The sequence below is a fragment of the Chryseobacterium culicis genome (genome assembly GCF_900108365.1).
Taxonomy (GTDB): domain Bacteria; phylum Bacteroidota; class Bacteroidia; order Flavobacteriales; family Weeksellaceae; genus Chryseobacterium; species Chryseobacterium culicis.
Window position 1 is genome coordinate 22,566 of the sequence record NZ_FNWQ01000007.1, and the last position, 24,638, is coordinate 47,203.

Below are 24,638 nucleotides of genomic sequence, written 5' to 3' on the forward strand. Positions count from 1 at the left end.
TTTTAAAGCCAAAATAAAAGCGGTTCAAAACTGAACCGCTTTATTTTATATTGTCATAGAGAAAATTCTCGTTTCCGGTTTATTTCTCATCATTCTCAGGTCAAAAACCATCGCCACATTTCGGGTAAACGCTCTTCCTTCTTCTGTAATTTTAACTTCGGTTCCGTTGATGTTCACGAGACCATCATTTTCCATTTCTTTAAGCATTTCAAGGGCATTTTCAAGTTCAGGAAAAGAATTATTGATGTCAAAAGTGGTTTCAAGCTGACACATCAGATTCAGAATATGTCTTCTTACGATAAGATCTTCTTTATTCAGAACATGTCCTTTTACGACAGGAATTTCTCCTTCTTCCACCATTTTCTGATATTCTTCCACGGTTTTGACATTCTGTGCGAAAGCATACCAGGAATCCGAAATAGCAGACATTCCAAGCCCCACCATCAGCTGGGTTTTGCTGGAAGTATAGCCCATGAAATTTCTGTGAAGTTTTTTATGAATCAGAGACTGATACAAATCATCATGCTCAAGAGAGAAGTGATCCATTCCTACCTCAATATATCCTAAATCCTGAAGAAGCCTTTTACCATCTTCATACAAACGGCGTTTTTCTTCTCCGCTTGGAAGATCATTCTCATCAAAACCTCTCTGTCCAACGCCTTTTACCCATGGAACGTGTGCATAGGAATAAAATGCAAGCCTGTCTGGTTTCAGCTCCATCGTTTTTCTGATCGTGTGTTCCATGGCCTCCCAATTCTGGTGTGGCAGTCCGAAAACAAGATCATGGCTGATTCCTCTGTAACCAATTTCCTTCGCCCATTCTGTAACGTTTTTTACATTTTCGAATGGCTGAATTCTGTTGATGGCTTTCTGAACTTTAGGGTCATAATCCTGAACGCCAAAGCTTACTCTCCTGAAACCAAGATCATACAGCGTCTGAAGATGTTCTTTTGTAGTATTGTTAGGGTGTCCTTCAAAAGAGAATTCCGGGTGCTCTGCAATATCTACTGTTGAAAAAATACCTTCCAGCAATGTTCTTAAATTTTCCGGAGAGAAAAACGTAGGTGTTCCTCCTCCAAGGTGCAGTTCCTTAAGCTTAGGTTTTTCATTAAAAAGATCAAGATAAAGCTTCCATTCTTTTAAAACACTTTCCAGATAAGGCACTTCTACACTGTGCTGTTTGGTAATACGCTTGTGGCATGCACAAAATGTACACAATGCCTCACAGAAAGGCAGATGGATATAAATAGAAATTCCCTCCTCTGCATTGCTCTCATGAAAAGACCTGATTACGGTTTCTTTCCATCTTTCCGGTGAAAATGTGGATTCATCCCAATAAGGAACGGTAGGATAAGAAGTGTAACGCGGTCCGGGAATATTATACTTATCTATTAAAGAGTTCATTTTGAAATTTAAAAATTTATAAAGGCATGAAATTTAACATAATTAAAATTTCACCTTACAAAATTAACCATTAGTTATGAATTTTAACCTATGAATTATGTTAGGTCCTATTTTATAATGAGTCTAAATACGTATGATCAGGCTTTTGACCGATAGTGATAAATTCTATATGTTTTATTTAAAATTTTAATTTCATCACAGCAATTTTGTTATTTCCTGCAAAAACAACACGGCTGCTATCAATCCACTGGCAGACAAAGAAGCCCTTTTCATCGGAAATTTTCTTCCAGGTCTTTCCAAAGTCTGAAGAATAGCTGATGTGCCTGTCTCCTACTGCAATGATTTCTTTTCCTTTGGATCCCGGTTTAATTTTCACACAGGTACTGTAACCCGCATTCTGTCCGGACGCCTGAATCTGCCATGTCTCTCCGCCATCAAAAGTGGTTGCTATATTATTGATATTCGCTTCCTGCCTGGTATAATCTCCTCCAACCGCAATCCCGAACTTATCTTCATAAAAATCTATAGAATATATTCCCTGCGAAGATTCTCCCTGGATAAATGGAGTTTCAATAATTTTCCAATCTAATCCTTTCTGCTTAAAAATTCTGGAAGCTTTTCCACCGGTTGCAATCCAGAGGATATCTTTGTAGGAAGCAATATTGGTATTGCTTGCGGCAAATGCGGCCTCTCCTTCTTTCAGCTTTAACTTTTCATGATTGCTGATGGGAGGATTCCATAGCTCATACATTTTCTTGTGCGGAAACAATAACGCCAGCTTCATCAAAAGATTTTTATCCGGATCACTGAACGTTATACCATATCCGTCTTTCACAAAATGTAAAGCATCATAAAAAGCGGTTTTGGCAGTGTCCTTAAAAATAACCTGAGAGATCAGCTCTTTTTTATCAATTTTAAAAAAATATGCCGGACTTTCGATATTAATTGCATAAAATGATGTTTTATCCTGTGCCAATGTTCTGAACTGAAGTTTATCTTCAGACAGTTTTATCTGCTTCTGATTAGTAGATTCTTTTAGATCTACAAACCCGAATTTGGAATCAGTTCCGCTATACCAGACTTTGTTGTCATACAATTCCAGCGCCCTGATACTGATTTTATCGTTAAGAATGATTTCAAGGCTTTCCACCTGCTGGGAAAACGCGGTGAGTCCGAGAGACAGAAATACAATGGAAAAAAACTTTTTCATACACATCTATTTTAAGACAAAAAAAACCGCCGAAGCGGTTTATATTATTGATTAATCCTGATTCTGATATTTTTCAGGGTTGTTAAGCTTACTGTTTGATTTTCCGTAAAGGAAGTATACTAAACCTCCTAAGAACAACCATACAGCGGAAAGCTCCAATGCATGAGCGCTTAGGTTAAAAATCAAATAAAGATTGATGATTACGCCTAATGCTACCACAACTTTATACGCAGGAACTTTGAATGGTCTGATCAGATTCGGTTCTTTTTTTCTCATTACCCAAACTGCAATACAAACCAGTGTAAATGCGAACAGGGTTCCGAAACTTGTCATATCTGCCAAGGTTGAAATCGGGGTAAAGGCAGCAATCAGCGCTACTACAATTCCTAATAAAATAATTCCTTTGTAAGGTGTTTTTGTTTTTGGGTGAAGCTGTCCGAAGAACTTAGGGATAAGGCCGTCTTTTGCCATTCCGATGAAGATTCTGGACTGTCCCATCATCATTACCATCACTACAGAGATTAATCCTACAGTGGCAGCGATGGTTACGATATTACTGGCCCAGTGTTTTCCTGCAATTTCAAATGCGTATGCTACAGGAGCTTTAATGGCGTCAGGATATTTACCTTCAGGATTAAAGTCTGTATAATGCATCATCCCTGTTAATACAAGAGATACACAGATATATAAAGCGGTACAGATTAATAGTGATGCGATAATTGCAAAAGGCACATCTTTTTTAGGATTAATAGCCTCTCCAGCCTGTGTAGAAACAGCATCAAAACCGATATAAGCAAAGAAAATAGCTGCTGCTCCTGAAATAATTCCTTTAATACCATAGGCGGAGACCATATCCCCTTCCGAATTTTTGATCTTTACCGGATCAGGAATAAAAGGCTTCCAGTTTTTAACACCGTCTACAGCGTTATAAAGATCAGTATTAGAAAAAATAATATATACCCCTGCAATAATTACAAAGATAACGGCAGACGTTTTCATTAAAACGATCAGGTTATTGGCTCCTGCTGCTTCTTTCGTTCCTTTTACCAATAATGCAGTAATTAACAGAACAAGAATAAATGCAGGCAGGTTCATAGAAAAACCATCTCCTGTATAACTTGCGGGATCTGATGTGAGATAAGCAGGTAAATGAATATTAAAAATCTTCAGAAATTTATTAAAATAACCGGACCAGCTTACAGAGACCGCCATACTCGCCATGGCATACTCAAGGATGAGACACCAGCCCATGGCCCATGCAAAAATTTCTCCTACGGTTCCGTACGCATACGCATAAGCTGAACCTTCTACAGGAATAATGGAGGCAAACTCTGCATAGCACAATGCAGCAAAAACGCAGGCTATACCTGCTATAATAAAGGAAATTGCAAGTGCAGGCCCTGCATGATAATAGGCTCCCGTTCCCGTAAGAACGAAGATTCCACCACCGATGATAGCACCTACTCCAATTGCTGTTAAACTCCATTTTCCAAGGACTTTTTTCAGCTCACTTTTCTTCATATCTGCCTCATAGGCACTTAGTGGCTTCTTAACCCAAATTTTCGACATGTTTTTTTATTTATTAAGGATTTACGAAAATATAAAAAATTTAGAAACTCTCACGTTAATCGTTAAATTTTCATCATTTATTTTACATTAAAATCTTTAAAAACCTGATCAGCACCTTATTCGAAGTATTTCTAAAAAAGTATTTATTAACAAGTGTTAAGTTTTCTTTATTTTTGAACGCATGAATTTATATGATCTTTTCATAAAACCTTATGAGAAATATGACACCTTACAGATTATCGTGGAGGCGCTGGCAGCTTTCTTCGGTATTTTAAGTGTTTACTTTTCGATTAAAAAAAACATCTGGGTATACCCTACCGGAATCATCTCTACGCTGATCTATGTGTATATTCTTTATAATTTTGGCTTATTGGGAGACTGTATGATCAATGTCTATTATACGGTGATGAGCGTTTACGGATGGATATTATGGGCTAAAAATTCTGATGATCATATTCATGTAGAGGTCAACTGGGCTTCTAATAAAGAATGGGTTTATGCCTTTCTTCTTTTTATCTTAAGTCTGGCGCTGGTTACTCTTGTTTATTATTATAAGCCTTATATTGACAATAAGTTCTCTATGGAAGGAACCAGTTTAGGATTATATCATCTTGACTGGGCCAACTGGATGGATATTTTTACCACCTCCATATTTTTAGTAGGAATGTGGTTGATGGCCAAACAGCGCATTGAAAGCTGGATTTTCTGGATCATCGGAGATTTTATTTGCATACCAATGATGATTTTTAAGGGACTTGGCATCACTTCGGTTCAATATTTGGTATTTACTATAATGGCGATCTTAGGATACGTCAATTGGAAAAAAAGTTTTAAAGAAAAAAAAGTACAATAAAGTCATGAAAAATTTATTTAAAATAGCAGTCAGTATTTTTGCTATTACCAGTTTAACCTCTTGTATGGCATATACCGATGGATACGGAAGCAACAGTGGAGGTTATGGCTATGGAGATCCTTATTATAACAACGGATATTACTATGCTCCTTCCGGATATTACGGAAGCGGCGGATATTGGGGGAATGACGGCTATTATTATAGAAACAATGTTAATTACTACTATGATAATGGTATTCCTTACTATTATGACAATTATAATAACTCCAGAAGAAAAGTATATGTAGAAAGAAGATCCTCCAGTTCTTCAAGACCTGAAAACGGATTCCAGAATACACGTACTACCAATAGCAATGGTTCTTACAACAACGGAGGCGGTTTCAATAATGGCAGCAGAAATAACAATGGCGGATTCAGAAACCAGAACAGCGGGTATCAGAATAACCAGGGAAATCAGAACAACCAAAACGGCGGGTTCAGAAACCAGAACAGCGGTGGATTCCGAAATCAGAACAGTGGCTCCCAAAATCAGGGTACACAAAACAACAGCGGATTCCGAAACCAAAACAGCGGTGGATTCCGAAATTCTGAAAGCAGCACAAGATCAGAATCTTCCAGCGGCGGATTCCGAAACAGTTCGAGCAGCCAGAGCAGCGGTTCTACAAGACAGCAGAGCAGCGGAGGCGGCTTTAGATAAAACGATTATAAATAACAAAACGAACAGCTAACACTGTTCGTTTTTCATTTTAAATATAGTAATTTTGCTTCTTCATTTAACAAAGAAATATGGAATTTTATAAATATCAGGGAACAGGAAATGACTTTGTGATGGTAGACAACCGTGATCTGGAGTTTACTAAAGATAAAAACAATATTGAGAAATTATGTGACAGACGTTTTGGGATAGGTGCTGATGGTCTTATCCTGTTAGAAAACGATCCGAATTATGATTTCAAAATGGTGTATTACAATTCTGACGGAGGAGAAAGTACCATGTGCGGAAACGGAGGGAGATGTCTTGTCGCTTTTGCTTTTTTCCTTGACCTATTTGAAGACAAATGCAAATTCATTGCGACAGACGGAGAACACGAGGCGGAAATCCATAACGGAGTCATTAAACTAAAAATGATTAACGTAGATACCATTTCGCATGACGGAAATGATTTTGTTCTTGATACAGGGTCTCCCCACTACGTAAAATATGTAGATAATCTGAAAGAATACCACGTCTATGATGCAGGATACGGTATCAGAAATTCCGAAAAATATAAAGAAAAAGGGATCAATGTAAATTTTGTAGAAAAAATTTCTGATGATGAGATTTTTGTAAGAACCTATGAACGAGGCGTTGAGGATGAAACTTACAGCTGCGGAACAGGAGTTACAGCTTCTGCTTTAACTTTTCTTCAAAAACATAATCTAACCTCTGTAAAAGTTAAAACTTTAGGTGGAAATCTGAAGGTATATGCTGAAAAAAGCGGCGACTCATTCCAGAACATATGGCTGGAAGGTCCGGCAAAGCAGGTTTTTAGAGGTAAAACAGATCTTCTTTAAAGACAAAAAACTTTTAATCAACATTTAATAAGAATGAAAAAAGCTATTCTCATTATCATTCTGCTGGTTTTTGTAGTGGCAGGATTTTTTGGTTTTAGATTTTATAATAAATATTTAGGAAACAATGTGGAAAAGGAAGGTTACGTTCTGATTCCTCATAGAGCCGGTTTTAAACAGATCATGGACTCTATTGCTCCCTATATTAAAGACAAAGAATCTTTTGAAGCGGTGGCTAAGGAGAAAGGTCTTGACACCAACTTTAAGGCAGGGCGTTACCACATCGAAAACGGAACAGGAAACAAAAACCTTGTGAATATGATTAAAGCCGGTAATCAGACTGCAAATTCTTACAGAATCGGGGATTTTGGAGATATGTACCAGATGATCGGCAGGGTAACCAAGAAAACGGAAATTGATTCATTACATTTTGTAAATGATCTGGATGCCGTTGCACAGGAGAAAGGCTATAATAATGTAGAAGATTTAAAAAAATATTTTTTCATTGATACTTATAAATTCTTCTGGACGGTAAGCCCAAGAGAGTTTTTTTCAAAATTTGAAAATCAGTATAATGATTTCTGGACAAGCGAAAGAAAAAGTAAGGAACAGCAGTCTGGCCTCACAAGAGAGCAGATTTACGCGCTCGCTTCTATTGTTTATAAGGAATCAGGTGGAAAAAAAGATGAAATGAAAACTATTGCAGGATTGTATTTAAACCGTTACAGAAAGGGAATGAAGCTTCAGTCTGATCCTACGGTGATCTATGCAATTAATAAGCAGACTAATTTTAAAGAACCTATAAAAAGAGTATTATATAAGCATTTATCTACACCGTCCCCTTATAATACTTATGCCAATGCAGGTATTCCTCCGGGACCGATCTGCGTAGTGGATAAGAACTCAGTAGATGCTGTTTTAAATGCTGAAAACAACAATTTTATATTTATGTGCGCAGATCCGGCAAGGTTTGGTTACCATAAATTTACGGCAAGTGCTGAAGAGCATGCGGTGAATGCAAAGGCTTACCAGGACTGGCTGAACTCTAAAAATATAAAATAAGCTTAATAAGCACAAAAAAATTGAAACAGTTAGTAAAATAATAGACGACCATAATATTTTGACATTCAAATTGATATGGATATTCAAAATAGTAGGGGTTATTCTTTCACGATTTTATACAAAAAAATAACCTATGAAGAATAAGACAGAAATTGTCAATATTTTCACAAGAAAAACTTTAGGACTTACGTTAGTACTTTCGGCAGCCGCATTGGCTTTTGCACAGGAGAAAGCAGGAGTTTCCGGAACGATTGTCAACAAAAAAAATCAGCCGGTTCCTTATGCTTCTGTAACGTTCAGCAACAAAGCCAACAAAACATTAAGTGATGCAGTACTGACAGATGAAAAAGGACAATACAAGCTGCAACTGATGCCGGGAGATTATGACATTACCGTAGAAGCTATTGATTACAAAAAAAGTGTAGTCAGCAAAAATATTGCAGCCGCAGGTAATATCGGAGCATTATCTATTGAAGCGGAGCCCACCTCCACTGCTGATGGCAAAACCAATGAAATACAAGGAGTTGTCATTACTGCAGCAGCGACAAAACCCTATAAAGTAGAACTTGATAAGAAAACATACGACCCTTCACAGGACATCGTAAGTAAAGGAGGAAACCTTCAGGATGTTTTAACCAATGTTCCTTCAGTTTCTGTGGATACGGACGGAACAGTTTCCATGAGAGGAAGCTCCAATGTAAAATTTCTGATCAACGGAAAGCCTTCCGCTCTCCTTGGAATAGATGATGGCGCTAATGCATTACAAAGTATCCCTGCTGATCAGATTGACAGAATTGAGGTAATTACCAACCCGTCTTCGAAATTTGAAGCAAGCGGAACTGCCGGTATTTTAAATATTATTTTAAAGAAGAATAAAAAAACAGGTTTTAATGGAAGCGTTACAGGAACTTTAGGTTATCTTCCTCAAACTGCTCTCAACACCAACTTAAGCTGGAGAAAAGGTAAATTTACATGGTTTCTTAATGGTGGCGGCAGCTACAGAGAATCTAAAAACACCAGTAGAAATGATGCATGGTTCAACAGTGGAATCAATAGGGAAACTCACAATGAGTCTATCAGTAAAAATAAAAATGATAGCTATAACGCATCTGCAGGGTTAACGTATGATATTTCTGATAAAACTTCAGTAAATGCATCGGGAACAGTAAGAACTTTTGACAGTGACAACTCGGGAAATATCAGTTATTTTGATAATCCTTTCAGTGGTGGAACTATTTTCAGACAAAGAAAGAGCATCGGAACAGGAAATAATCTTGCATTTCAGGGAGATTTTGGTTTAGATCATAAATTTGATGATAATGGCCAGAATTTATCGGTTTCATTAAGTCTGCAAAGAAACCGTTCCAATAATGATAATAATATCAATGATACGACCGAGGGAATTTTCCAGCTCCAGGATCTTGTTTCTCAAAATACGATTAATAAATCTGTTATTGCCAAGGCTGATTATGAACTGCCGCTTGGAGAGAATTCTAAATTAGAGGCCGGTTATAGATTAGATACTAATAATAATGACTACAGCAATCAGGTAATGCAGAGCACTGTTACCGCTCCTGCTTTAGCTTATCTTGGTAAATACAGTTATGACGCGACGTATAAGGAAATGTTTAATGCATTTTACGTTCAGTTTAAAAGCAAAATAGGAAAATTAGGATATCAGATTGGTCTTAGAGATGAATTGTCAAAAGTAGATATCAATTATCTGAACCGTGATGGTGAAACTGTAAATAAGTCCAAAAATTACAATAATCTTTTCCCAAGCGTATTTTTAAGCTACGAAATTGCGAAAGACAATCAGTTCTTAGTAAATTATTCAAGAAGAATTGACCGTCCCCGTTCTTTCTTTTTGATTCCGAACCCGAATTACAGCGATAATCAGAATCTTTTTGACGGAAATATTGATCTGAACCCATCATATGTAGATTCTTATGAAATTGGATACAGTATTTCCAAAAAGAGTTTTACCATTAACCCTACAGTCTACTACAGACATTCCACGGATGATGTGAAAATGCTGGTATATGATCAGGATGTTGCCTATAATGACGCCAATGGTGATCCACAGACTTTAACTACCTTCCATACCAAACCTATTAACTTAGGAACAGATGACCGTTACGGATTAGACCTTAACTTCAACTGGGATGCAACAAAATGGCTTAAATTCCTGGGAAATGTAGATTTATTCGGTTATAAAACTACAGGGGTGTATTTTGACCCTAGTATTATGGATAAACCTACTTCTTTTGAAGGAAAAGGTTTTTCTACGAGAGCACGACTTACTTCTACATTCAAAATTGATAAGACGTTAAACTTCCAGCTTCAAGGGTTCTACAGAGGTGGACAAAAAACGGCTAGTATTGACAGAAGAGATATGTATGCACTAAATTTTGGGGCTTCCAAAACAATATGGAACGGAAATGGAACCATTAGTTTTAATATACAGGATATTTTCAATACAAGATCTATGAGATCTACAGCATATGGTCCTAATTATACAAGAGACAGCTATATGCAGTGGCAGCCAAGACAATTTGCCCTATCGTTTACTTACAGATTCAAACAAGGGGAAAAAGTAGAACAGCCTAAAAAGAAAAAAGATATTAATTCCAATGCAACGGGAGATGACCAGCAAGGCGGCCCAATGTAAAAAGAAAAAATCCCGAAAAGTAATTTTCGGGATTTTTTATGATTGTTATTTTACAGATTCTGCTTTTGCCTTGGTGTCTTTTTCTTTCTCAGCTTCATAGATTCTTCTTCTCAGATCGCTGGTGGAAAACCTGTGGTCTCTTTTGTTGTAAAAGAGCTCAATTCCTTTTTCTTCACAGTATTTTTTACCTGTAAAGTCTCTGTTCATATAATCATCTCCAATGATCCTTACATCAATCACAAAAGATTTTAAAATGTCTAACAGATCCTCTTCTGTGTAATACGGAATAATCTCATCTACTGCATTCACTGCTTTCAGTTGAATATACCTCTCAACAATAGTCTGGCTCGGCTTATTTTTGTTGGGACGATCGTGAGACGGATCAATCTGCAGTCCTACAATTAAGTAGTCGCATACCGTTTTTGCTTCTTCAAGCATTTTAATGTGACCAGCATGTAATAAGTCAAATGAGGAAAATGTAATACCTATTCTTTGTGTCTTCATATTAATTGTAATTTAAATCTTCTCTGATAGTACATTTGCTGATGAGGGCAAGGGCAAGATGTTCAGTGAAGGTGTTTGTAATTTTTTATAATTATTTTTAAATTTTTCTTTCATAAGGTAAGGAAAATTTCACAATCACTAAGATTATGAATTCCTTGCATTTAAATATTTCTGCCACTCCCAAACCGTTCTTAAAGATTCCTCAAGAGACGTTTCGGACTTCCAGTTGAGTTCTCTTTCCGCTTTTTCCGGGTTGGCATAGGCAATTGTAATATCTCCTTCTCTTCTGGAGCAAATCTTATAAGGTACTTCTACATTATTAGCTTTTTCGAATGCCTTTACCACTTCTAGCACAGATGACCCTTTTCCTGTTCCCAGATTGTAAGTATCGACCACCGCTTCAGCTGAAGTGTCCTCAATCAGTTTCTTTAGGGCTGCAACATGGGCTTTCGCAAGATCAACAACATAGATATAATCACGAACGGCTGTTCCGTCCTGGGTTGGGTAATTATCTCCCCAGATACTTAATTTCTCCCGGATTCCTGCAGCAGTCTGCATTACATAAGGTACTAAATTATCAGGAACTCCAATTGGCAGCTCTCCCAATTTTCCAGACGGATGTGCTCCGATGGGGTTAAAATACCTCAATACCGAAATTTTACGGTGATAAGCCTTAGCAAAATCAATCAGAATCTGCTCCCCCATTTGCTTGGTTTTCCCGTAGACGCTTTCAGGCATTTTCAATGGTGCATTTTCATCTATAGGCATTACATCAGCCTGTCCGTACACTGTACATGACGAGCTGAAAATAAAATTGGAAATTTCCCTTGTTTTAAACTCCTGAAGAATATTAATTAATGAAAACAAATTATTTTCGTAATAATCTACAGGTTTTAGCTGGCTCTCTCCTACTGCTTTAGAAGCTGCAAAATTAATACAGCCATCAATCTGATGGGCATCAAAAACCTGAGCAAGAAGCTCTTTTCTTCTCAAGTCAAAAGGATAAAAAACAGGCTTTTTTCCTGTAATCTCCTGGATATTGTTTAAAATAAACCTTTCTGAATTGGATAAATCATCTACAATAACGACTTCGAAGTCATTATTGAGGAGTTCTACCACGGTGTGAGAACCAATATAGCCAAGTCCTCCGGTAACAAGTATTGTCATTCTATTTTTATTCTATGTGTTTTTCTTAGTCTTCGTGTTTTCCTATATTTTCTATTTCATTTATTCCTATCCCCTCTTTCTTAGTATTGCTGTTAAGATAAAAGACATAAAAAACAATAAAACCCATAACTCCTGTATTAAAAGTAATTACAAAATTGTAATATGAGTTATTAATATAAGTTTTAACCAGGGTATATTCGGCATAGCAAACCAGAATAAAGATCATTGCTGCAAAAAAATTAAGGATCACCTTCGCATGCTTTATTTTAAAATAAATGATCGCTCCTGAAATTAAATTGATAATAATATAAAAAGAGTATTTTGTGATATTTTCCCAAATACTCTCTTTATAATAGGTAGAATAAGATAAGGAATTGTAGGAATTCAGTGTATTTACTACGTAGATAGAATAAAGCCCTACGATAAAAAGGTGAAATCCTAAAAAGAATTTATATTTTCTCCCTTTTAAAAAAAATTCCTTCATACTTATTTTTATCCCATGAACTCAAGCACTGCATCTGTAATATACTTCAGCTGCTCTTCGTCTAATTCTGTATGCATTGGTAAAGAAATTACCTGATCCAAAAGCTTATCTGTATTTACAAAGTTTGCCGGATCACTTTCCTGGAAGTATGCTTTTTGCTTTCTTAGAGCTACCGGATAATAGATCATTGCGGGGATTTCTTTTTCCGCCAAAAACTTCTGAAGCTCATTGCGTTTTCCATTCAGAATTCTTAAAGTATACTGGTGGAATACATGCGTAGATTTCTCTGCTCTTTTAGGAGTAAGAATATTTGGGTTCGCCTGGAATGCTTCATCATAAAAATCTGCTGCTTTTCTTCTTGCTTCGTTGTAAGAATCAAGATGAGGAAGTTTTTTTCTTAAAATAGCAGCCTGAACGCTGTCCAAACGAGAATTCACTCCTACCTCATCATGATAATATCTTTCGTACATTCCATGGTTTACAATTCCTCTCAAACGGTGGGCAAGCTCATCGTTATTGGTAAAAATAGCTCCTCCGTCCCCATAGCATCCTAAATTTTTGGAAGGGAAAAAAGAAGTTGTACCTACCGTAGACATTGTTCCTGCCTGCTTTACGGTTCCATCGGAGAATGTATATTCTGAACCAATTGCCTGAGCGTTATCTTCAATAACATATAAATTGTGCTCTTCGGCAATTTTTAAAATCTCTTCCATATTGGCACACTGTCCGAAAATATGTACCGGAATAATTGCTTTTGTTCTTGGAGTAATTGCTTTTTTAATCTGCTCTGTAGAAATAGTGAAAGTATCATAATCTACATCTACCAAAACAGATTTTAATTTAAGCAGGTGAATGACTTCCACTGTTGCTGCAAAAGTAAAATCAGCGGTAATAATTTCGTCTCCTTCTTTCAGATCTAAAGCCATCAGGGCAATCTGTAATGCATCTGTACCATTGGCACATGGAATCACGTTTTTTACTTCTAAATAAGATTCCAATTCATTCTGGAAAGACTTTACTTCAGGACCGTTTATAAATGCCGCAGAGTCCATTACATTCAAAACTGCATTGTCTACATCATTCTTTATTTTATAATACTGACTTTGCAAGTCGACCATCTGAATTTTTTTCATATAATAAATATTTCTGTAAAAATAAGGAATTTAATATCTGATCAAAAATTTTATTGATTTTGTTTTTATCTTTATAGAAATTATTCTTATGAAAAAACTTTTACTCTTTTGTTTCCTAACGGGTTATCTCCAGGTTTCCGCCCAAACAGAACTTGTTTTTGTTTATTTTACGGATAAGCCCAATAAAGCTGCGTTTTATGCCAATCCTTTGTCTGAACTCAGCCAGAAATCACTTAACAGACGTACTACACTCGGAATTCCGCTTAATGATCAAGACGCTCCTATAGAACAGGCCTATCTTCAGAATCTTCAAAATTTAGGATTTACGGTTACAGATTATTCAAAATGGCTTAACGGAGCCGCTGTAAATGCTACACCGGCGCAAAAAACTTTACTGCAGGCCCAGCCTTTTGTATTATCTGTGGAAAGTTTTGCGAGAAACAGCTCATCCCCTGTAAAAATGACTCCTGGAAAATGGAAAGATTATGCAAACATGCATAAAACACTTACCACTTTTAATTATGGCGCCGGTTCCGGGCAAATTGATCAGGTTAATATACGGCCACTGCATCTGGCAGGTTTTACCGGAACCGGAATTTCCATTGCGGTGATTGATTCTGGTTTTCCAACGGTGAATACAGGAGCTGCATTTTCAAGACTGTGGACGGGTAACCATATCAAAGCCACTTATGATTTTGTCACCAAAACAGGGGACGTTTACAATACAGCTCTCAATGGGCATGGCTCTGTTGTATTAGGGGCTATCGGAGGTTATCTGCAGGATGTTTTTGTGGGATCCGCCCCTGATGCGGATTTTTATCTTTACCGCAGCGAAAATGCCACGGTAGAGGTTCCCGAAGAAGAACTATACTGGATTGAAGCGGCCGAGGAAGCTGACAGAAAAGGGGTGGAAATCATTACTTCGTCATTGGGATACAATGTTTTTGATGACAGCCGTTATAATTACACTTATGCTGATATGAACGGCACTACATCCTTCATTGCGCGCGGGGCAGGCATTGCTGCGGAAAAAGGTATTTTTGTTCTTGCTGCTGCCGGTAATTCCGGCCAGCAGCCATGGCATTACCTGATGACACCTTCTGATAACGCTAACGTGTTTTCTATAGGATCTGTAGATGCAGCAGGAAATACATCGGATTTTTCTTCTTTCGGGCCTAATGCCCTGGGGGTGGTAAAACCTGATGGAAGTGCGCAGGGGACAGGCACTACAACGGTTTTTGACAGTGCTACTTTAATTGTGAACGGAACATCTATCTCTACTCCTATTGCGGCGGGAGGAGTGGCATGTCTTATACAGGCTTTTCCAACCATGAACAGGGAGCAGATGAGAACAAAACTAAGACAGACCGCTTCACTTTATCCTGCCCATTCGGATCAGACAGGATATGGAATTCTTAATTTCGGAAGTTTGTATAATCTTGTGCTGAATACTTCTGAAATAGTAAAGAAAGACCAGTTTTCCCTGTTTCCCAATCCTGCTAAAAACATCCTGAATATTGCCTCAGAACAAGAAATTCAGTCATTAGAAGTTTATGATAATCTGGGAAGGTTAATCCGGAAAGCGAACAACCAGAAATCTATAAAAGTGGAGGATTTTGCAAAAGGAACTTATTATCTGAAAATACAGATAAAGGATAAGGTTTTGTATGAAAAGTTTTTAAAGGAGTAAATGTTTTGTTTCCTGCAGGCTGAGCAGATGCATTATAACAGAAACATTTGTGTAATCTGCAGGAGATATATTACTATTTTGGGCATATTAAAATAAGTTTGAGCTAAAGCTCATTGAATGGTTTATAATAAAAAAACGGGCTAAAGCCCGTTTCTATTGATATTGATTATCATTTCGTTATGGTCATTCTTATTTTAAAAATAGCTTACGCTGAATTTCTGCTCGCGTTGATATTCCCGAATAAAGAACGGGTTACCAGCTTCTCATAAGCTTCTTTATTCCCTTCTCCCTTCTGGATCTTCATTAAGGCATACTGCTGAATGCTCAACAGGGGAAGGACAATTTTTTCGCGGATTTTTACAGATTTTCTGGATAATGGATCCTCTTCCTGCAGCATTTTAAATCCTGTCAGCTCCAGCATAATATCTCTTGAAAGTTCATATTCATTGAAAAGAACATTCCAGAATTCACCAAATTTCGGATTGTTTTTAATGTAATAGGTCAGAGGGAAATAGGATTTATTCATACTCATCATAGAGTTTAAAACTAAAGTTTTGAAGAAATCAGAACCTTTGTACAGCTCTCTTACCTCTTCAAACCTGCCCTGCTCCTTCATCTTTTGCATGGCATAGCCAAAACCAAAAAAACCTGGTACATTCTGCTTTAATTGAGACCATGAACCTACGAACGGAATGGCTCTCAAGTCCTCAAATTTCAGTTCATTCCCGTTTCCTCTTTTAGAAGGGCGGCTTCCGATATTGGTTTTTCCGTAATATTCAAGGGTACTCATTTCCTGAAGATAGGGAACAAACATTGGGTGCGCTTTTAAGTCTGAATATTTTTGATAGCTGATATCTGCCAGCTCAATAATTAAAGCTCTTTCCTTTTCGGTAAGTTCTTTTTTCGCATTTTTGAAGACATCATTTTCAACTCCGGCTGTCAGAAGCTGTTCAAAATTGTATTTTGCCTGTTCTTTATTTCCGAAAATACTGGTAATTGTCTGCCCCTGAATGGTCAGTTCAATCTTATTATTGGCAATCGTTTTTCCCTGTGAAGCGTAAAAATCGTGGGTTTTTCCTCCACCTCTGGCTGGCGGCCCGCCTCTGCCGTCGAAGAATACCACTTTAATGTTATTCTGCTCGGAAAGCTGAGTGAGTACTTCTTTTGCTTTGTAAATTTCCCAATTGGCTTTTAGATATCCTCCGTCTTTGGTTCCGTCCGAGAATCCAAGCATAATTGTCTGCTGGTTTCCTCTTTTTTCAAGGTGTTTTTTATAGACTGGATGATGATATAACTCGGCCATTACATTTTCAGCGTTGGCAAGGCCTTCCATGGTTTCAAAAAGCGGAACAATATCCATATTGATATCTTCGTCTTTGTAACCGCATATTTTAAAGAATGCATAGACATTCATAACATCTTTTACCGCATCAGAATTGGAAATAATATAACGGTTCATGCCTCGAAGTCCGTTCAGATTCTGGATTTCTGTAACCTGGGAAACCGTTAACAGTGTATCTTTTACAATGTCTTCAAAATCTTCTGCATGTACTTTTTCTGAAACCTCAATCAGCTTGCTGAATTTCTGATCATAATCAGCAGCTTCATTCCCATATACTTTTGCGTAGACCTCATCAATGACTTTCTGATGAATTCTGCTGTCCTGCCGGATGTCCAGTGTTGCAAAGTGAGTTCCGAAGATCATCACACGGTCTCTGAAATTCACCAAAAGATCTAAAAACAAAGAATTATGTTCATTGATCAGTATTTTTTCCGCTTCATCTGCTTTGTTTAAAATATCTTCTGCCTTAATGTCTTTTCCGTCGAAAATAGCCGCATACAGCTCTTCGCTTAGTTGGGTTAGCACTTCAGAAACCCCTCTGAAACTTAATCTTCTTCTGATAAATTTCAAATGGCTGTAGTACGATTTTAAAATGGCTGAACGAAGTTCCTCTGCCACTCTCTTGGTTACCTCTGCTGTTACAAACGGATTTCCGTCTCTGTCACCTCCTGGCCAGAAGCCAAGCTGGATGATATCTTCATGAAGGTGAAAATGGCCGTTTCCGAATGTTTTTTTGATCTTTGTAAACAGTTCACCAATGGTATCATAGTATACATATCTCAGGTAAGAAATAATGCTCAGCGCCTCATCTATTGGCGTAGGTTTTTCTTTGTTGACAAAAGGAGTCTTCCCCAGCTGCTGAAGAAGCATATCAATCTGCGTCACAGAATCGCCGGTAATGGCCCCTCTCAAATCCTGAATAATTCTCTGTACGGAGCTTGGGTAAAACTGAGTGGGGTGAGCCGTAAATACTACTTTTACACTGAAATCTTTCAGTTTCTCGCGTACTTTTTCAATTTTATGATCCTGAACAGAACGTTCAAAAAGGTTCGTTACAGTACCGTTATCACTTTCAGAATGAAGGTTAGGGAATGCAGCATCTTCAATACTGTCAAACAAAACAACCTGTCTTTCTATATACTGAATGATCTTGAAAAGCAGTTCGAGCTTCTGCTCTTCGTTCTGGAGATCGGTATGGTTTTTAAAAAATTCTTCGACGATATCTTCAGGAGTTTTCCCTGCTTCATAACCGGTTCTGCTTTCTTCATAGAGAAACGGAAGCAGCATTCCGATATTCGTCATTTTATCATAAGGCAGGCTCATAAATAATGAATTGTAGATCTGGAACTTATTTTCCACAATCTGCCTGAATTTTTCTGCGCGTTGGTCATGTATCATAGTAACAAATGTAAGCGATTTTCAAATGAGTTGAGTTGACAAATGACAAAAATTAAGACAGAAATTCAAAAAAACAGTAGTAATTTCTGTTTAAAATTTGATTATTTTTGGCAACCATGTTAACTCTATGATTAAATTCAATTTCAATGCCGATATCAATATCAAATCAAACGGAACAAAGGTTGATAAAAAAGGAATTAAGACCATTCTTATCCTATTCGGCGTTTTTATATTTATCTGCATTTCTATGTTTATAGGATTTGGCTTTTTTATTTTCAACAGTATAGGCTCCATGCAGGAAGCAGTAGATAATCACAACAAACAACTGGATAAAATTGCCTCTTTACCCGTTCTGAAATGTAAAATATATACGGATCAAACAATCACTTCACCTATCTCAGGAAAAGAGTCTGCCATGTACCTTCTGCGGATTGGTTTTGCTAACTTTCACACAGATTTAAAAACCAAGCTTCCGTCCAGTATTTACGAAGAGTTCGACTATAGTGTTATTGCAGGATATCCTGAAGGCGCCCAACTTTCAATCAATAATCAGTTATATCCTGTTCATTTTTCCTTGTGTATCGCGGATAATGTAAGCGGAAAGAAGCATCTTACACAAAGCGCTTATGCCACCAATTATAAAACGCCTGCTTACCTGCAAAGGTATCAGCCAACAGAAAACGCAAAAATATCCGTTCTGAAAAATCAGCATCCGTGGGTAAATTTATTTCTTGAACCTTATGGTTTAACCAACCTGCTGGTGAAAGAGTATCTCTTTAAGAACGGAGATTCTATCTATATCAAAGGAAAAATTGAAAATGGAAAAATTGTTCCGTTTGTAGAGCATATGGTAAACTGATGAAGGAATATTCCTGATCGCTTTTACAAATAAAAAGGAAATCCGGAAATTCTTATAAAAGTGTTTAAACACCAATTTTACTATCTTTGTAAAACGTTCACGCATAAGTAATTGGGAATTAAATCTGAAATACAATGAAAAAAATATTTATTTTTTTACTGATCACGCTTCTGTTCATCTCTTGTGAAAAAGATTGTTATAATGCACCGTTACCGATCATTTTTGAGTTCGTCAATTCCAGCAACGAAAATCTTATTACCAACGGGACCTTAACGAGCTATTCAATTCAGGATGAGAATAACGTAAGTATATCACTTTCCAAAACATCTGATAACAGGATTCTCTTAGAAAATGTAGGAGCCTATAACGGAACAAAAAAATATAAATTTTATTCCAATATTAAAGATCTTGACTTTTCCATTCAATCCTCCGAGTTTAAAGGAGGGTGTGATGGTTATCAGATTAATAAATTAACATTTACAGGCATAGGTATTGATGTAACTGATGAAAAAGGATACTACAAAATTGTTTTGCAGTAATTCTCATTACATTTACCCTATAAACACATTCTCTATGAAAGTAATCGTCATATTCTCCCTGATCTTTTCCAGTCTGCTTTCCAGCCAGATCAGGGTTCCGGATGATTATAAAAAAATTCCTGATATCCTGGATACTGTAGAATATCTCTACCCGTTTGTTGTACCAGATAAAGAATATGCGTACTGGCGTGTTCTCAGCAACGATTCGGATGATGAAAAAGCAGTGATCTATGAAAGTCAGGCACCAGAGTTTATGACGATCAATGAACCTGTTCCTGAAAAAGGATTTTTCCAGAAATGTATTGGGAATAACTGTTTTTCATACATTCTGGCGTGTAAGAATGAAAGATCAGTGTATTTTTCGAATGAACAGCAGCTGAGAGATTTTATCGGAACAGTTGATAATCTTCCTGAAGCTATTTTACTGGCAAAAACATATGGTTATTCTGTGGATACAGGTAACCGGTTTACCGGAGCCTATAAAATTGACGAACGCCATATTTCTATGTATCTTATGCAGTCTAAGGGTTGTCCGGCTGTGAAAGAATCTTTTTTCGTTAAAATCAATAGAAAAAACGGAAAACTTGAAACGAAAAGCAATGGAGTGTATGCAAAGGATGAAAACTGTACTTCTTTGTAACTGATCCTTTTGAAAAATACTATTATATTTTAAACCATTAAGATTTTTTAAGTTGATAAGAATAGTTAAGAGAATAGCTCAAGCTATTTCTTTAGCAATACGCCTTATTTTTTCAGCTGAGATGAATCTTAATTATTCTCATCCTCTTCACAGATCTTAATGGTTTAATCTTTTCTTTATATATTAATCGCACCCTGCCCGGATGCTATCAGGTAGGCTTCTTTAAGAGTTTCAGAATAGGTTGGATGGGCATAGGAAATATGGAACATATCTTCTGCTGTTACCTCATATTCCTGAGCAATTACCCCTTGAGCAATCAGGTCTGCGGCCCTGGCGCCAATGATATGAACGCCCAGAACTTCTCCATATTTAGGATCTACCAGTACTTTCGCAAAGCCTTCCATATCCATTGAAGCACGAGCTCTTGCACTGGCAGAAAACGGGAATTTTCCTACATTATAGGCAATATTATTTTGTTTCAGATACTCTTCCGTATACCCTACAGACGCTACTTCAGGCCAGGTATACACTACTGAAGGAATACGGCTGTAATGAATATGACGCTTTTGTCCATGAATGGTTTCTGCTACAAAAACACCTTCTTCTTCAGCTTTATGAGCCAGCATGGCCCCGCCGATAACATCTCCAATCGCATAGATCTGGGACGCAGATGTCTGGTTGTTTTCATTTACTTTAATAAAACCTCTTGCATCGAGCTGTATATCCGTATTTTCAAGGCCAAGCCCTTTCACATACGGGCTTCTTCCTACTGCCACCAGGATATACTCTGCTTCCAGTTCATCCTCTGCCCCATTTTTATCTTTAAAGAATACTTTAGCTGAAGAGCCATTATTTTCTGTTTTGTAAACGACATGATTAAGTCGGATGTCAATGTCTTCTTTTTTCAGGATTTTCTGAAGGTTTTTTCCCAGTTCATGATCCATGGATGCAATTAAATGATCAGCATATTCCAAGATGGTCACCTTGGTGCCGATACGGTTAAAAATCGAAGCCATTTCCACCCCTATTACTCCACCGCCGATAATTACCATAGATTCTGGTTTTTCCTGTAAAGACAATGCTTCTGTAGAAGTAATAATTCTCTTTTTATCAATTTCCACTCCGGGGATGGTTGAAGGTTTTGACCCCGTAGCGATAATAAAATGCTGGGCGGTTACCTCTTTAACTTCAGATTCATTGATGATTTTTATCGTAGAATTATTGATAAAGCCTGCTGTACCTTTTAGCCTTGTAATCTTATTTTTATTCATTAAAAAATCCAGGCCTGCTATATTTTTAGAAACTACATCTGCTTTTCTCCTGTACATTTGGGAAAAATCCAGGCCTATTGTATTCAGTTTAATCCCATGTTCATTGAATTTATGTTTCGCTTCTGCATAATGATGGGTACTGTCTAATAAGGCTTTGGTAGGAATACAGCCCACATTGGTGCATGTTCCGCCTAACGTATCATATTTTTCGATAATCACTGTTTTATATCCCAGCTGTACACTCCTGATAGCAGCAACATATCCTCCGGGGCCTGAGCCTATTATGGCAATGTCATAATGATCCATTTGATTTATTTATTTTTTATGATTAAATTTACTTGCAAAATAAAAGCAAAATTAAATCAAACACTTCCAATTTGCAAGTATTATTTTTAAATTAACAAAATGAGTAAAAAAAGATCAGACTGCCCGATAAGCTGTTCACTGGAAATGTGGGGAGACAAATGGTCTCTGCTAATCATAAGAGATCTTATGCTGAAAAAGGAATGTACTTACGGGGATTTCCTCAAGGCAGAAGAAAAAATAGCCACCAATATTCTTGCAACAAGGCTGCAAAACCTTTTAGACAACGGAATTATTGATAAAAAAGATCATCCGGACAGTAAGCTGAAAATTCTTTATTTTCTGACTCAGAAAGGAATTGACCTTATCCCTGTAATTGTGGAAATCAATCTGTGGGGGGATCAGTATCTGACTGTTCCTGATGACCGTAAAAAACTGCTGGAAGAAATTAAAAAAGATAAAGAAGGGTTTATAAAAAGAGCTAAAGAATATCTTTCTCCTGCCTTCTGAACAAAATTATGTTAAGATAATCTCCGGACCTGAATATAAAACAATGTACTTCAATTATTGAAGTATATTTTTTTTATTTAAATCCCGATCACTGTGGATATTATTCCATGACCACAAAATCTGTTAATACCATTCATTCCTAAGATGTAATACCTATGTAAGGTCTTAAAATTCATCAAAAGGATAAATAGTTTATAGTTTTGTGAACCAAAAAAATACACTTATGCAAAAAAAATTCATTAGGCGCTCTAGATGTGCCCAGGCAGCTTTTATAAAAAGCTGCGGAACTGTTTTTCAGCTCATCCTTTTTCTATCTTTATTCATTTCATCAAATGTCTATTCGCAGACCTGTACCAACGCCAATTTTAATGATCTTACCGTGCTGAATCCCAGCGGCGGGAATACGGCTACAAACGGACTTCAAATTCAGATTACCGGTGCCGGCAATTTCCAGGTATTAAAAAACGGTGTATATCAACTGTATGGAAGTACAATTTCTTCAGGAAGCCCATATAATGCTGCCAATGGTTCACAGGGAGACGGTCTTCTGCTCTTTATAGGTAATAAATATTACAAAATAAAAAGTATGACGTACGATCCTATCTCAGGATACAGCCAGGCAACCAGCTCATTAATGAATGTTGTTTCCAACACCTGTTCCACCTCAGGAAATACGCAGGCATTGGACATCCGTCTTAGTGCAGTGGCAGGAGGACTTACTTATTATTTGAATCTCAAATATTCTTATACCATTCCAAACAATTATTTAACAGTAACATATAGCATTGAAATTCCTTCAGGCAGTACTGCTCCTGTAAAACTGGCTCATTTTCTAGATGGCGCCCAATTATTGTCGGCCGATGAATCAGGATTTGTAAATGGTGCTGCTCCTTATTATACAGTAGGTATTGGTAATACACCGCAGCTTTATCAAGCTTTTAAATATAATTCGGGAACACAATGGTCCGGATATTATGCCTACGGTATGAGCGGTGTACCCGGTGACTTAGATGGTGATGCTATTTTCAATAATACCATTGGGCCTACTCAACTAACTAATTCATATGGAATATCTCTGGACTTCGGAACTACACCTGGTACATATACCAGTACAAGTGATATTCTTTTTGCGTGCAACGCTCCTACAACTCCTCCATCATTCTCTAATAAAGCAGTATGTGCAGGAACCAGTGTAGATCTTACCTCCCTGTATACAGGACCTGCCCCAGGAAGTAACATCGCACTGCGTTATTATGATCCTTCCGGAAATCTTATTGCAGATCCTACCAATGTTACGGGAGCAGGTAATTACACTGCAGAATATGTTGATACGGCTAATCAATGTAATTCTCCAAGAGCTACGATTAAAATCACCAATGCTGCATGTTCCGATCTGAGCATAGCCTATGGTGGCGTAAGCAGTACCTGCGTGAAAAAAGGAAGCACATTTACCTTAACCTATACTGTAAACAATTCCGCAGGTGTGGCTAATAATCCCGTTACCGCAACATTAGCAGATGCTGATCCTAATTCATATATCTTCCAGTCTTATACGGCTACTTCAGGAACCTATGACAATACTACAAGAAAATGGACTATTCCAAGTCTTGGAATCAATGGGGCTTCATCTACTATTACCCTTACCTATAAAGTAGGACAGAATCCTGGAAATATCCAGTTTATTGGAAATGCAACTGTTGCAGGAGCTTCAACTGATGCGAATCCGGCTAATAATACCATCGACATGACTTCGGTATATGTTACACCGCTGGATAATATTACGGCTAATAACGATGCTATCACAGCACAGCCAGGAAATAATGTTATCAATGTCCTGACGAATGATGTTCTGAACGGTGCATCGCCAGCTACATTAAACAGTAACTCCAATACAAAAGTTACCATGGTTTCTCAATCTGTACCGGGTGCGCTGATACTGAATGCTGATGGAAGCGTAAATATCCCTTCAGGAACTCCTGCCGGTGTCTATACAATGGATTACAGCTACTGCTATTATACCACCTATGGAAGCACTACCAATACATGCACCAATTGCACAACGGCAAGACTTACCGTGACTGTTACTACGAGCTGCTACAAGCCAGGTGCTGTTGCCACAGCAGGAAATCCTGCACTGATCAGTAAAGTGGGAATTTCTTCGCTGCAAAGAACAGCAGCTCAGAACTCAGATAATTTTCCGGCTGTACGCCAGGGAGCATGGCTGGCTCTGGAAGCCAGAACAAAAGGTTTCGTCGTAAACAGAATTGCGTTTAACGCTTCGGGAAATCCTATTGGTATTCCACCTGCAGATTTCGTGGAAGGAATGATGGTGTATGACACAACAAACAAGTGCCTAAAAATGTATACTTCACAAGATGGAGGAACTACTTTTGGATGGTTCTGCATCACTACACAAACCTGTCCGGATTAATAACAATTTTCTGAGTGCCTGAAACGCTTTCAGAATCTCAGTTTTAA

At 37.4% G+C, this 24,638-nt stretch carries 20 protein-coding genes; 11 read left to right on the forward strand and 9 right to left on the reverse strand.

Annotated elements, in window-relative coordinates:
• Window positions 1-45 precede the first annotated feature (45 nt).
• The 3 genes from hemN to BLW74_RS19545 form a co-directional block, all read right to left on the reverse strand.
• Window positions 46-1,404, reverse strand: a complete 1,359-nt coding sequence (gene hemN / locus BLW74_RS19535; RefSeq protein WP_089695347.1) for an oxygen-independent coproporphyrinogen III oxidase — start codon at window positions 1,402-1,404, stop codon at window positions 46-48.
• A gap of 178 nt (window positions 1,405-1,582) precedes the next feature.
• Window positions 1,583-2,614: a WD40/YVTN/BNR-like repeat-containing protein gene (locus BLW74_RS19540; protein WP_089695350.1), complete on the reverse strand. Its 1,032-nt coding sequence runs from the start codon at window positions 2,612-2,614 to the stop codon at window positions 1,583-1,585.
• A gap of 51 nt (window positions 2,615-2,665) precedes the next feature.
• Entirely contained in the window at window positions 2,666-4,183 is a 1,518-nt protein-coding gene (locus tag BLW74_RS19545; RefSeq protein WP_089695354.1) for an amino acid permease, read from the reverse strand.
• 181 nt (window positions 4,184-4,364) lie between these two features.
• On the opposite strand from BLW74_RS19545, the gene pnuC reads away from it, so the two are divergent.
• The 5 genes from pnuC to BLW74_RS19570 all read left to right on the forward strand — a co-directional run bounded on the left by pnuC (window position 4,365) and on the right by BLW74_RS19570 (window position 10,320).
• The gene (gene pnuC / locus BLW74_RS19550) at window positions 4,365-5,036 is read left to right on the forward strand and encodes a nicotinamide riboside transporter PnuC (protein ID WP_089695356.1); all 672 of its coding nucleotides are present in this window, start codon (window positions 4,365-4,367) and stop codon (window positions 5,034-5,036) included.
• Window positions 5,037-5,040: 4 nt separating this feature from the next.
• Window positions 5,041-5,733 carry a hypothetical protein gene (locus tag BLW74_RS19555; RefSeq protein WP_089695359.1) on the forward strand — a complete coding sequence of 231 codons (693 nt, stop codon included), beginning with the start codon at window positions 5,041-5,043 and terminating at the stop codon, window positions 5,731-5,733.
• Window positions 5,734-5,822: 89 nt separating this feature from the next.
• On the forward strand, window positions 5,823-6,590 hold the full coding sequence (gene dapF, locus BLW74_RS19560; protein WP_089695362.1) for a diaminopimelate epimerase: 768 nt from the start codon (window positions 5,823-5,825) through the stop codon (window positions 6,588-6,590).
• Window positions 6,591-6,623: 33 nt separating this feature from the next.
• A complete protein-coding gene (mltG, locus tag BLW74_RS19565; protein WP_089695365.1) occupies window positions 6,624-7,649 on the forward strand; it encodes an endolytic transglycosylase MltG in 1,026 nt (341 codons plus the stop codon).
• 133 nt (window positions 7,650-7,782) lie between these two features.
• Window positions 7,783-10,320 (forward strand): TonB-dependent receptor domain-containing protein, encoded by a 2,538-nt coding sequence (locus tag BLW74_RS19570; RefSeq protein ID WP_089695368.1) that lies wholly within the window; start codon window positions 7,783-7,785, stop codon window positions 10,318-10,320.
• Between the two features lie 45 nt (window positions 10,321-10,365).
• Here the strand turns inward: BLW74_RS19570 and BLW74_RS19575 are convergent, their stop codons facing one another.
• The 4 genes from BLW74_RS19575 to BLW74_RS19590 all read right to left on the reverse strand — a co-directional run bounded on the left by BLW74_RS19575 (window position 10,366) and on the right by BLW74_RS19590 (window position 13,608).
• Window positions 10,366-10,824 (reverse strand): adenylyltransferase/cytidyltransferase family protein, encoded by a 459-nt coding sequence (locus BLW74_RS19575; RefSeq protein WP_089695371.1) that lies wholly within the window; start codon window positions 10,822-10,824, stop codon window positions 10,366-10,368.
• Between the two features lie 144 nt (window positions 10,825-10,968).
• Complete coding sequence (gene galE / locus BLW74_RS19580) at window positions 10,969-11,991, reverse strand: UDP-glucose 4-epimerase GalE (protein ID WP_089695373.1); 1,023 nt, start codon at window positions 11,989-11,991, stop codon at window positions 10,969-10,971.
• Between the two features lie 25 nt (window positions 11,992-12,016).
• A complete protein-coding gene (locus BLW74_RS19585; RefSeq protein WP_089695378.1) occupies window positions 12,017-12,475 on the reverse strand; it encodes a hypothetical protein in 459 nt (152 codons plus the stop codon).
• Between the two features lie 8 nt (window positions 12,476-12,483).
• Entirely contained in the window at window positions 12,484-13,608 is a 1,125-nt protein-coding gene (locus BLW74_RS19590; protein WP_089695379.1) for a DegT/DnrJ/EryC1/StrS family aminotransferase, read from the reverse strand.
• Window positions 13,609-13,696: 88 nt separating this feature from the next.
• On the opposite strand from BLW74_RS19590, the gene BLW74_RS19595 reads away from it, so the two are divergent.
• Complete coding sequence (locus BLW74_RS19595; protein ID WP_089695382.1) at window positions 13,697-15,298, forward strand: S8/S53 family peptidase; 1,602 nt, start codon at window positions 13,697-13,699, stop codon at window positions 15,296-15,298.
• Window positions 15,299-15,503: 205 nt separating this feature from the next.
• On the opposite strand, the gene BLW74_RS19600 is transcribed toward BLW74_RS19595, so the two are convergent.
• On the reverse strand, window positions 15,504-18,038 hold the full coding sequence (locus BLW74_RS19600; RefSeq protein ID WP_089695386.1) for a phosphoenolpyruvate carboxylase: 2,535 nt from the start codon (window positions 18,036-18,038) through the stop codon (window positions 15,504-15,506).
• A gap of 127 nt (window positions 18,039-18,165) precedes the next feature.
• On the opposite strand from BLW74_RS19600, the gene BLW74_RS19605 reads away from it, so the two are divergent.
• From BLW74_RS19605 to BLW74_RS19615, 3 genes are all read left to right on the forward strand, one after another.
• On the forward strand, window positions 18,166-18,897 hold the full coding sequence (locus BLW74_RS19605; RefSeq protein WP_089695388.1) for a hypothetical protein: 732 nt from the start codon (window positions 18,166-18,168) through the stop codon (window positions 18,895-18,897).
• Window positions 18,898-19,031: 134 nt separating this feature from the next.
• The gene (locus BLW74_RS19610) at window positions 19,032-19,436 is read left to right on the forward strand and encodes a hypothetical protein (RefSeq protein ID WP_089695391.1); all 405 of its coding nucleotides are present in this window, start codon (window positions 19,032-19,034) and stop codon (window positions 19,434-19,436) included.
• A 34-nt stretch (window positions 19,437-19,470) separates the two neighbouring features.
• Complete coding sequence (locus BLW74_RS19615) at window positions 19,471-20,076, forward strand: hypothetical protein (RefSeq protein WP_167358480.1); 606 nt, start codon at window positions 19,471-19,473, stop codon at window positions 20,074-20,076.
• Between the two features lie 176 nt (window positions 20,077-20,252).
• On the opposite strand, the gene lpdA is transcribed toward BLW74_RS19615, so the two are convergent.
• Complete coding sequence (gene lpdA / locus BLW74_RS19620) at window positions 20,253-21,653, reverse strand: dihydrolipoyl dehydrogenase (RefSeq protein WP_089695397.1); 1,401 nt, start codon at window positions 21,651-21,653, stop codon at window positions 20,253-20,255.
• Window positions 21,654-21,752: 99 nt separating this feature from the next.
• Between lpdA and BLW74_RS19625 the strand changes: the two genes are divergently transcribed.
• Complete coding sequence (locus BLW74_RS19625) at window positions 21,753-22,160, forward strand: winged helix-turn-helix transcriptional regulator (RefSeq protein WP_089695400.1); 408 nt, start codon at window positions 21,753-21,755, stop codon at window positions 22,158-22,160.
• Between the two features lie 223 nt (window positions 22,161-22,383).
• On the forward strand, window positions 22,384-24,591 hold the full coding sequence (locus BLW74_RS19630) for a DUF11 domain-containing protein (protein ID WP_089695403.1): 2,208 nt from the start codon (window positions 22,384-22,386) through the stop codon (window positions 24,589-24,591).
• The last annotated feature ends 47 nt before the right edge of the window (window positions 24,592-24,638 follow it).

Bases quoted from the DNA above. Each gene is read 5' to 3' on its own strand.
- BLW74_RS19585 (WP_089695378.1), bottom strand. From the start codon at position 12,475: ATGAAGGAATTTTTTTTAAAAGGGAGAAAATATAAATTCTTTTTAGGA.
- BLW74_RS19615 (WP_167358480.1), top strand. From the start codon at position 19,471: ATGAAAGTAATCGTCATATTCTCCCTGATCTTTTCCAGTCTGCTTTCC.
- dapF (WP_089695362.1), top strand. From the start codon at position 5,823: ATGGAATTTTATAAATATCAGGGAACAGGAAATGACTTTGTGATGGTA.
- lpdA (WP_089695397.1), bottom strand. From the start codon at position 21,653: ATGGATCATTATGACATTGCCATAATAGGCTCAGGCCCCGGAGGATAT.
- BLW74_RS19570 (WP_089695368.1), top strand. From the start codon at position 7,783: ATGAAGAATAAGACAGAAATTGTCAATATTTTCACAAGAAAAACTTTA.
- galE (WP_089695373.1), bottom strand. From the start codon at position 11,991: ATGACAATACTTGTTACCGGAGGACTTGGCTATATTGGTTCTCACACC.
- BLW74_RS19605 (WP_089695388.1), top strand. From the start codon at position 18,166: ATGATTAAATTCAATTTCAATGCCGATATCAATATCAAATCAAACGGA.
- BLW74_RS19610 (WP_089695391.1), top strand. From the start codon at position 19,032: ATGAAAAAAATATTTATTTTTTTACTGATCACGCTTCTGTTCATCTCT.
- pnuC (WP_089695356.1), top strand. From the start codon at position 4,365: ATGAATTTATATGATCTTTTCATAAAACCTTATGAGAAATATGACACC.
- hemN (WP_089695347.1), bottom strand. From the start codon at position 1,404: ATGAACTCTTTAATAGATAAGTATAATATTCCCGGACCGCGTTACACT.
- BLW74_RS19600 (WP_089695386.1), bottom strand. From the start codon at position 18,038: ATGATACATGACCAACGCGCAGAAAAATTCAGGCAGATTGTGGAAAAT.
- BLW74_RS19630 (WP_089695403.1), top strand. From the start codon at position 22,384: ATGCAAAAAAAATTCATTAGGCGCTCTAGATGTGCCCAGGCAGCTTTT.
- BLW74_RS19575 (WP_089695371.1), bottom strand. From the start codon at position 10,824: ATGAAGACACAAAGAATAGGTATTACATTTTCCTCATTTGACTTATTA.
- mltG (WP_089695365.1), top strand. From the start codon at position 6,624: ATGAAAAAAGCTATTCTCATTATCATTCTGCTGGTTTTTGTAGTGGCA.
- BLW74_RS19540 (WP_089695350.1), bottom strand. From the start codon at position 2,614: ATGAAAAAGTTTTTTTCCATTGTATTTCTGTCTCTCGGACTCACCGCG.
- BLW74_RS19555 (WP_089695359.1), top strand. From the start codon at position 5,041: ATGAAAAATTTATTTAAAATAGCAGTCAGTATTTTTGCTATTACCAGT.
- BLW74_RS19595 (WP_089695382.1), top strand. From the start codon at position 13,697: ATGAAAAAACTTTTACTCTTTTGTTTCCTAACGGGTTATCTCCAGGTT.
- BLW74_RS19590 (WP_089695379.1), bottom strand. From the start codon at position 13,608: ATGAAAAAAATTCAGATGGTCGACTTGCAAAGTCAGTATTATAAAATA.
- BLW74_RS19545 (WP_089695354.1), bottom strand. From the start codon at position 4,183: ATGTCGAAAATTTGGGTTAAGAAGCCACTAAGTGCCTATGAGGCAGAT.
- BLW74_RS19625 (WP_089695400.1), top strand. From the start codon at position 21,753: ATGAGTAAAAAAAGATCAGACTGCCCGATAAGCTGTTCACTGGAAATG.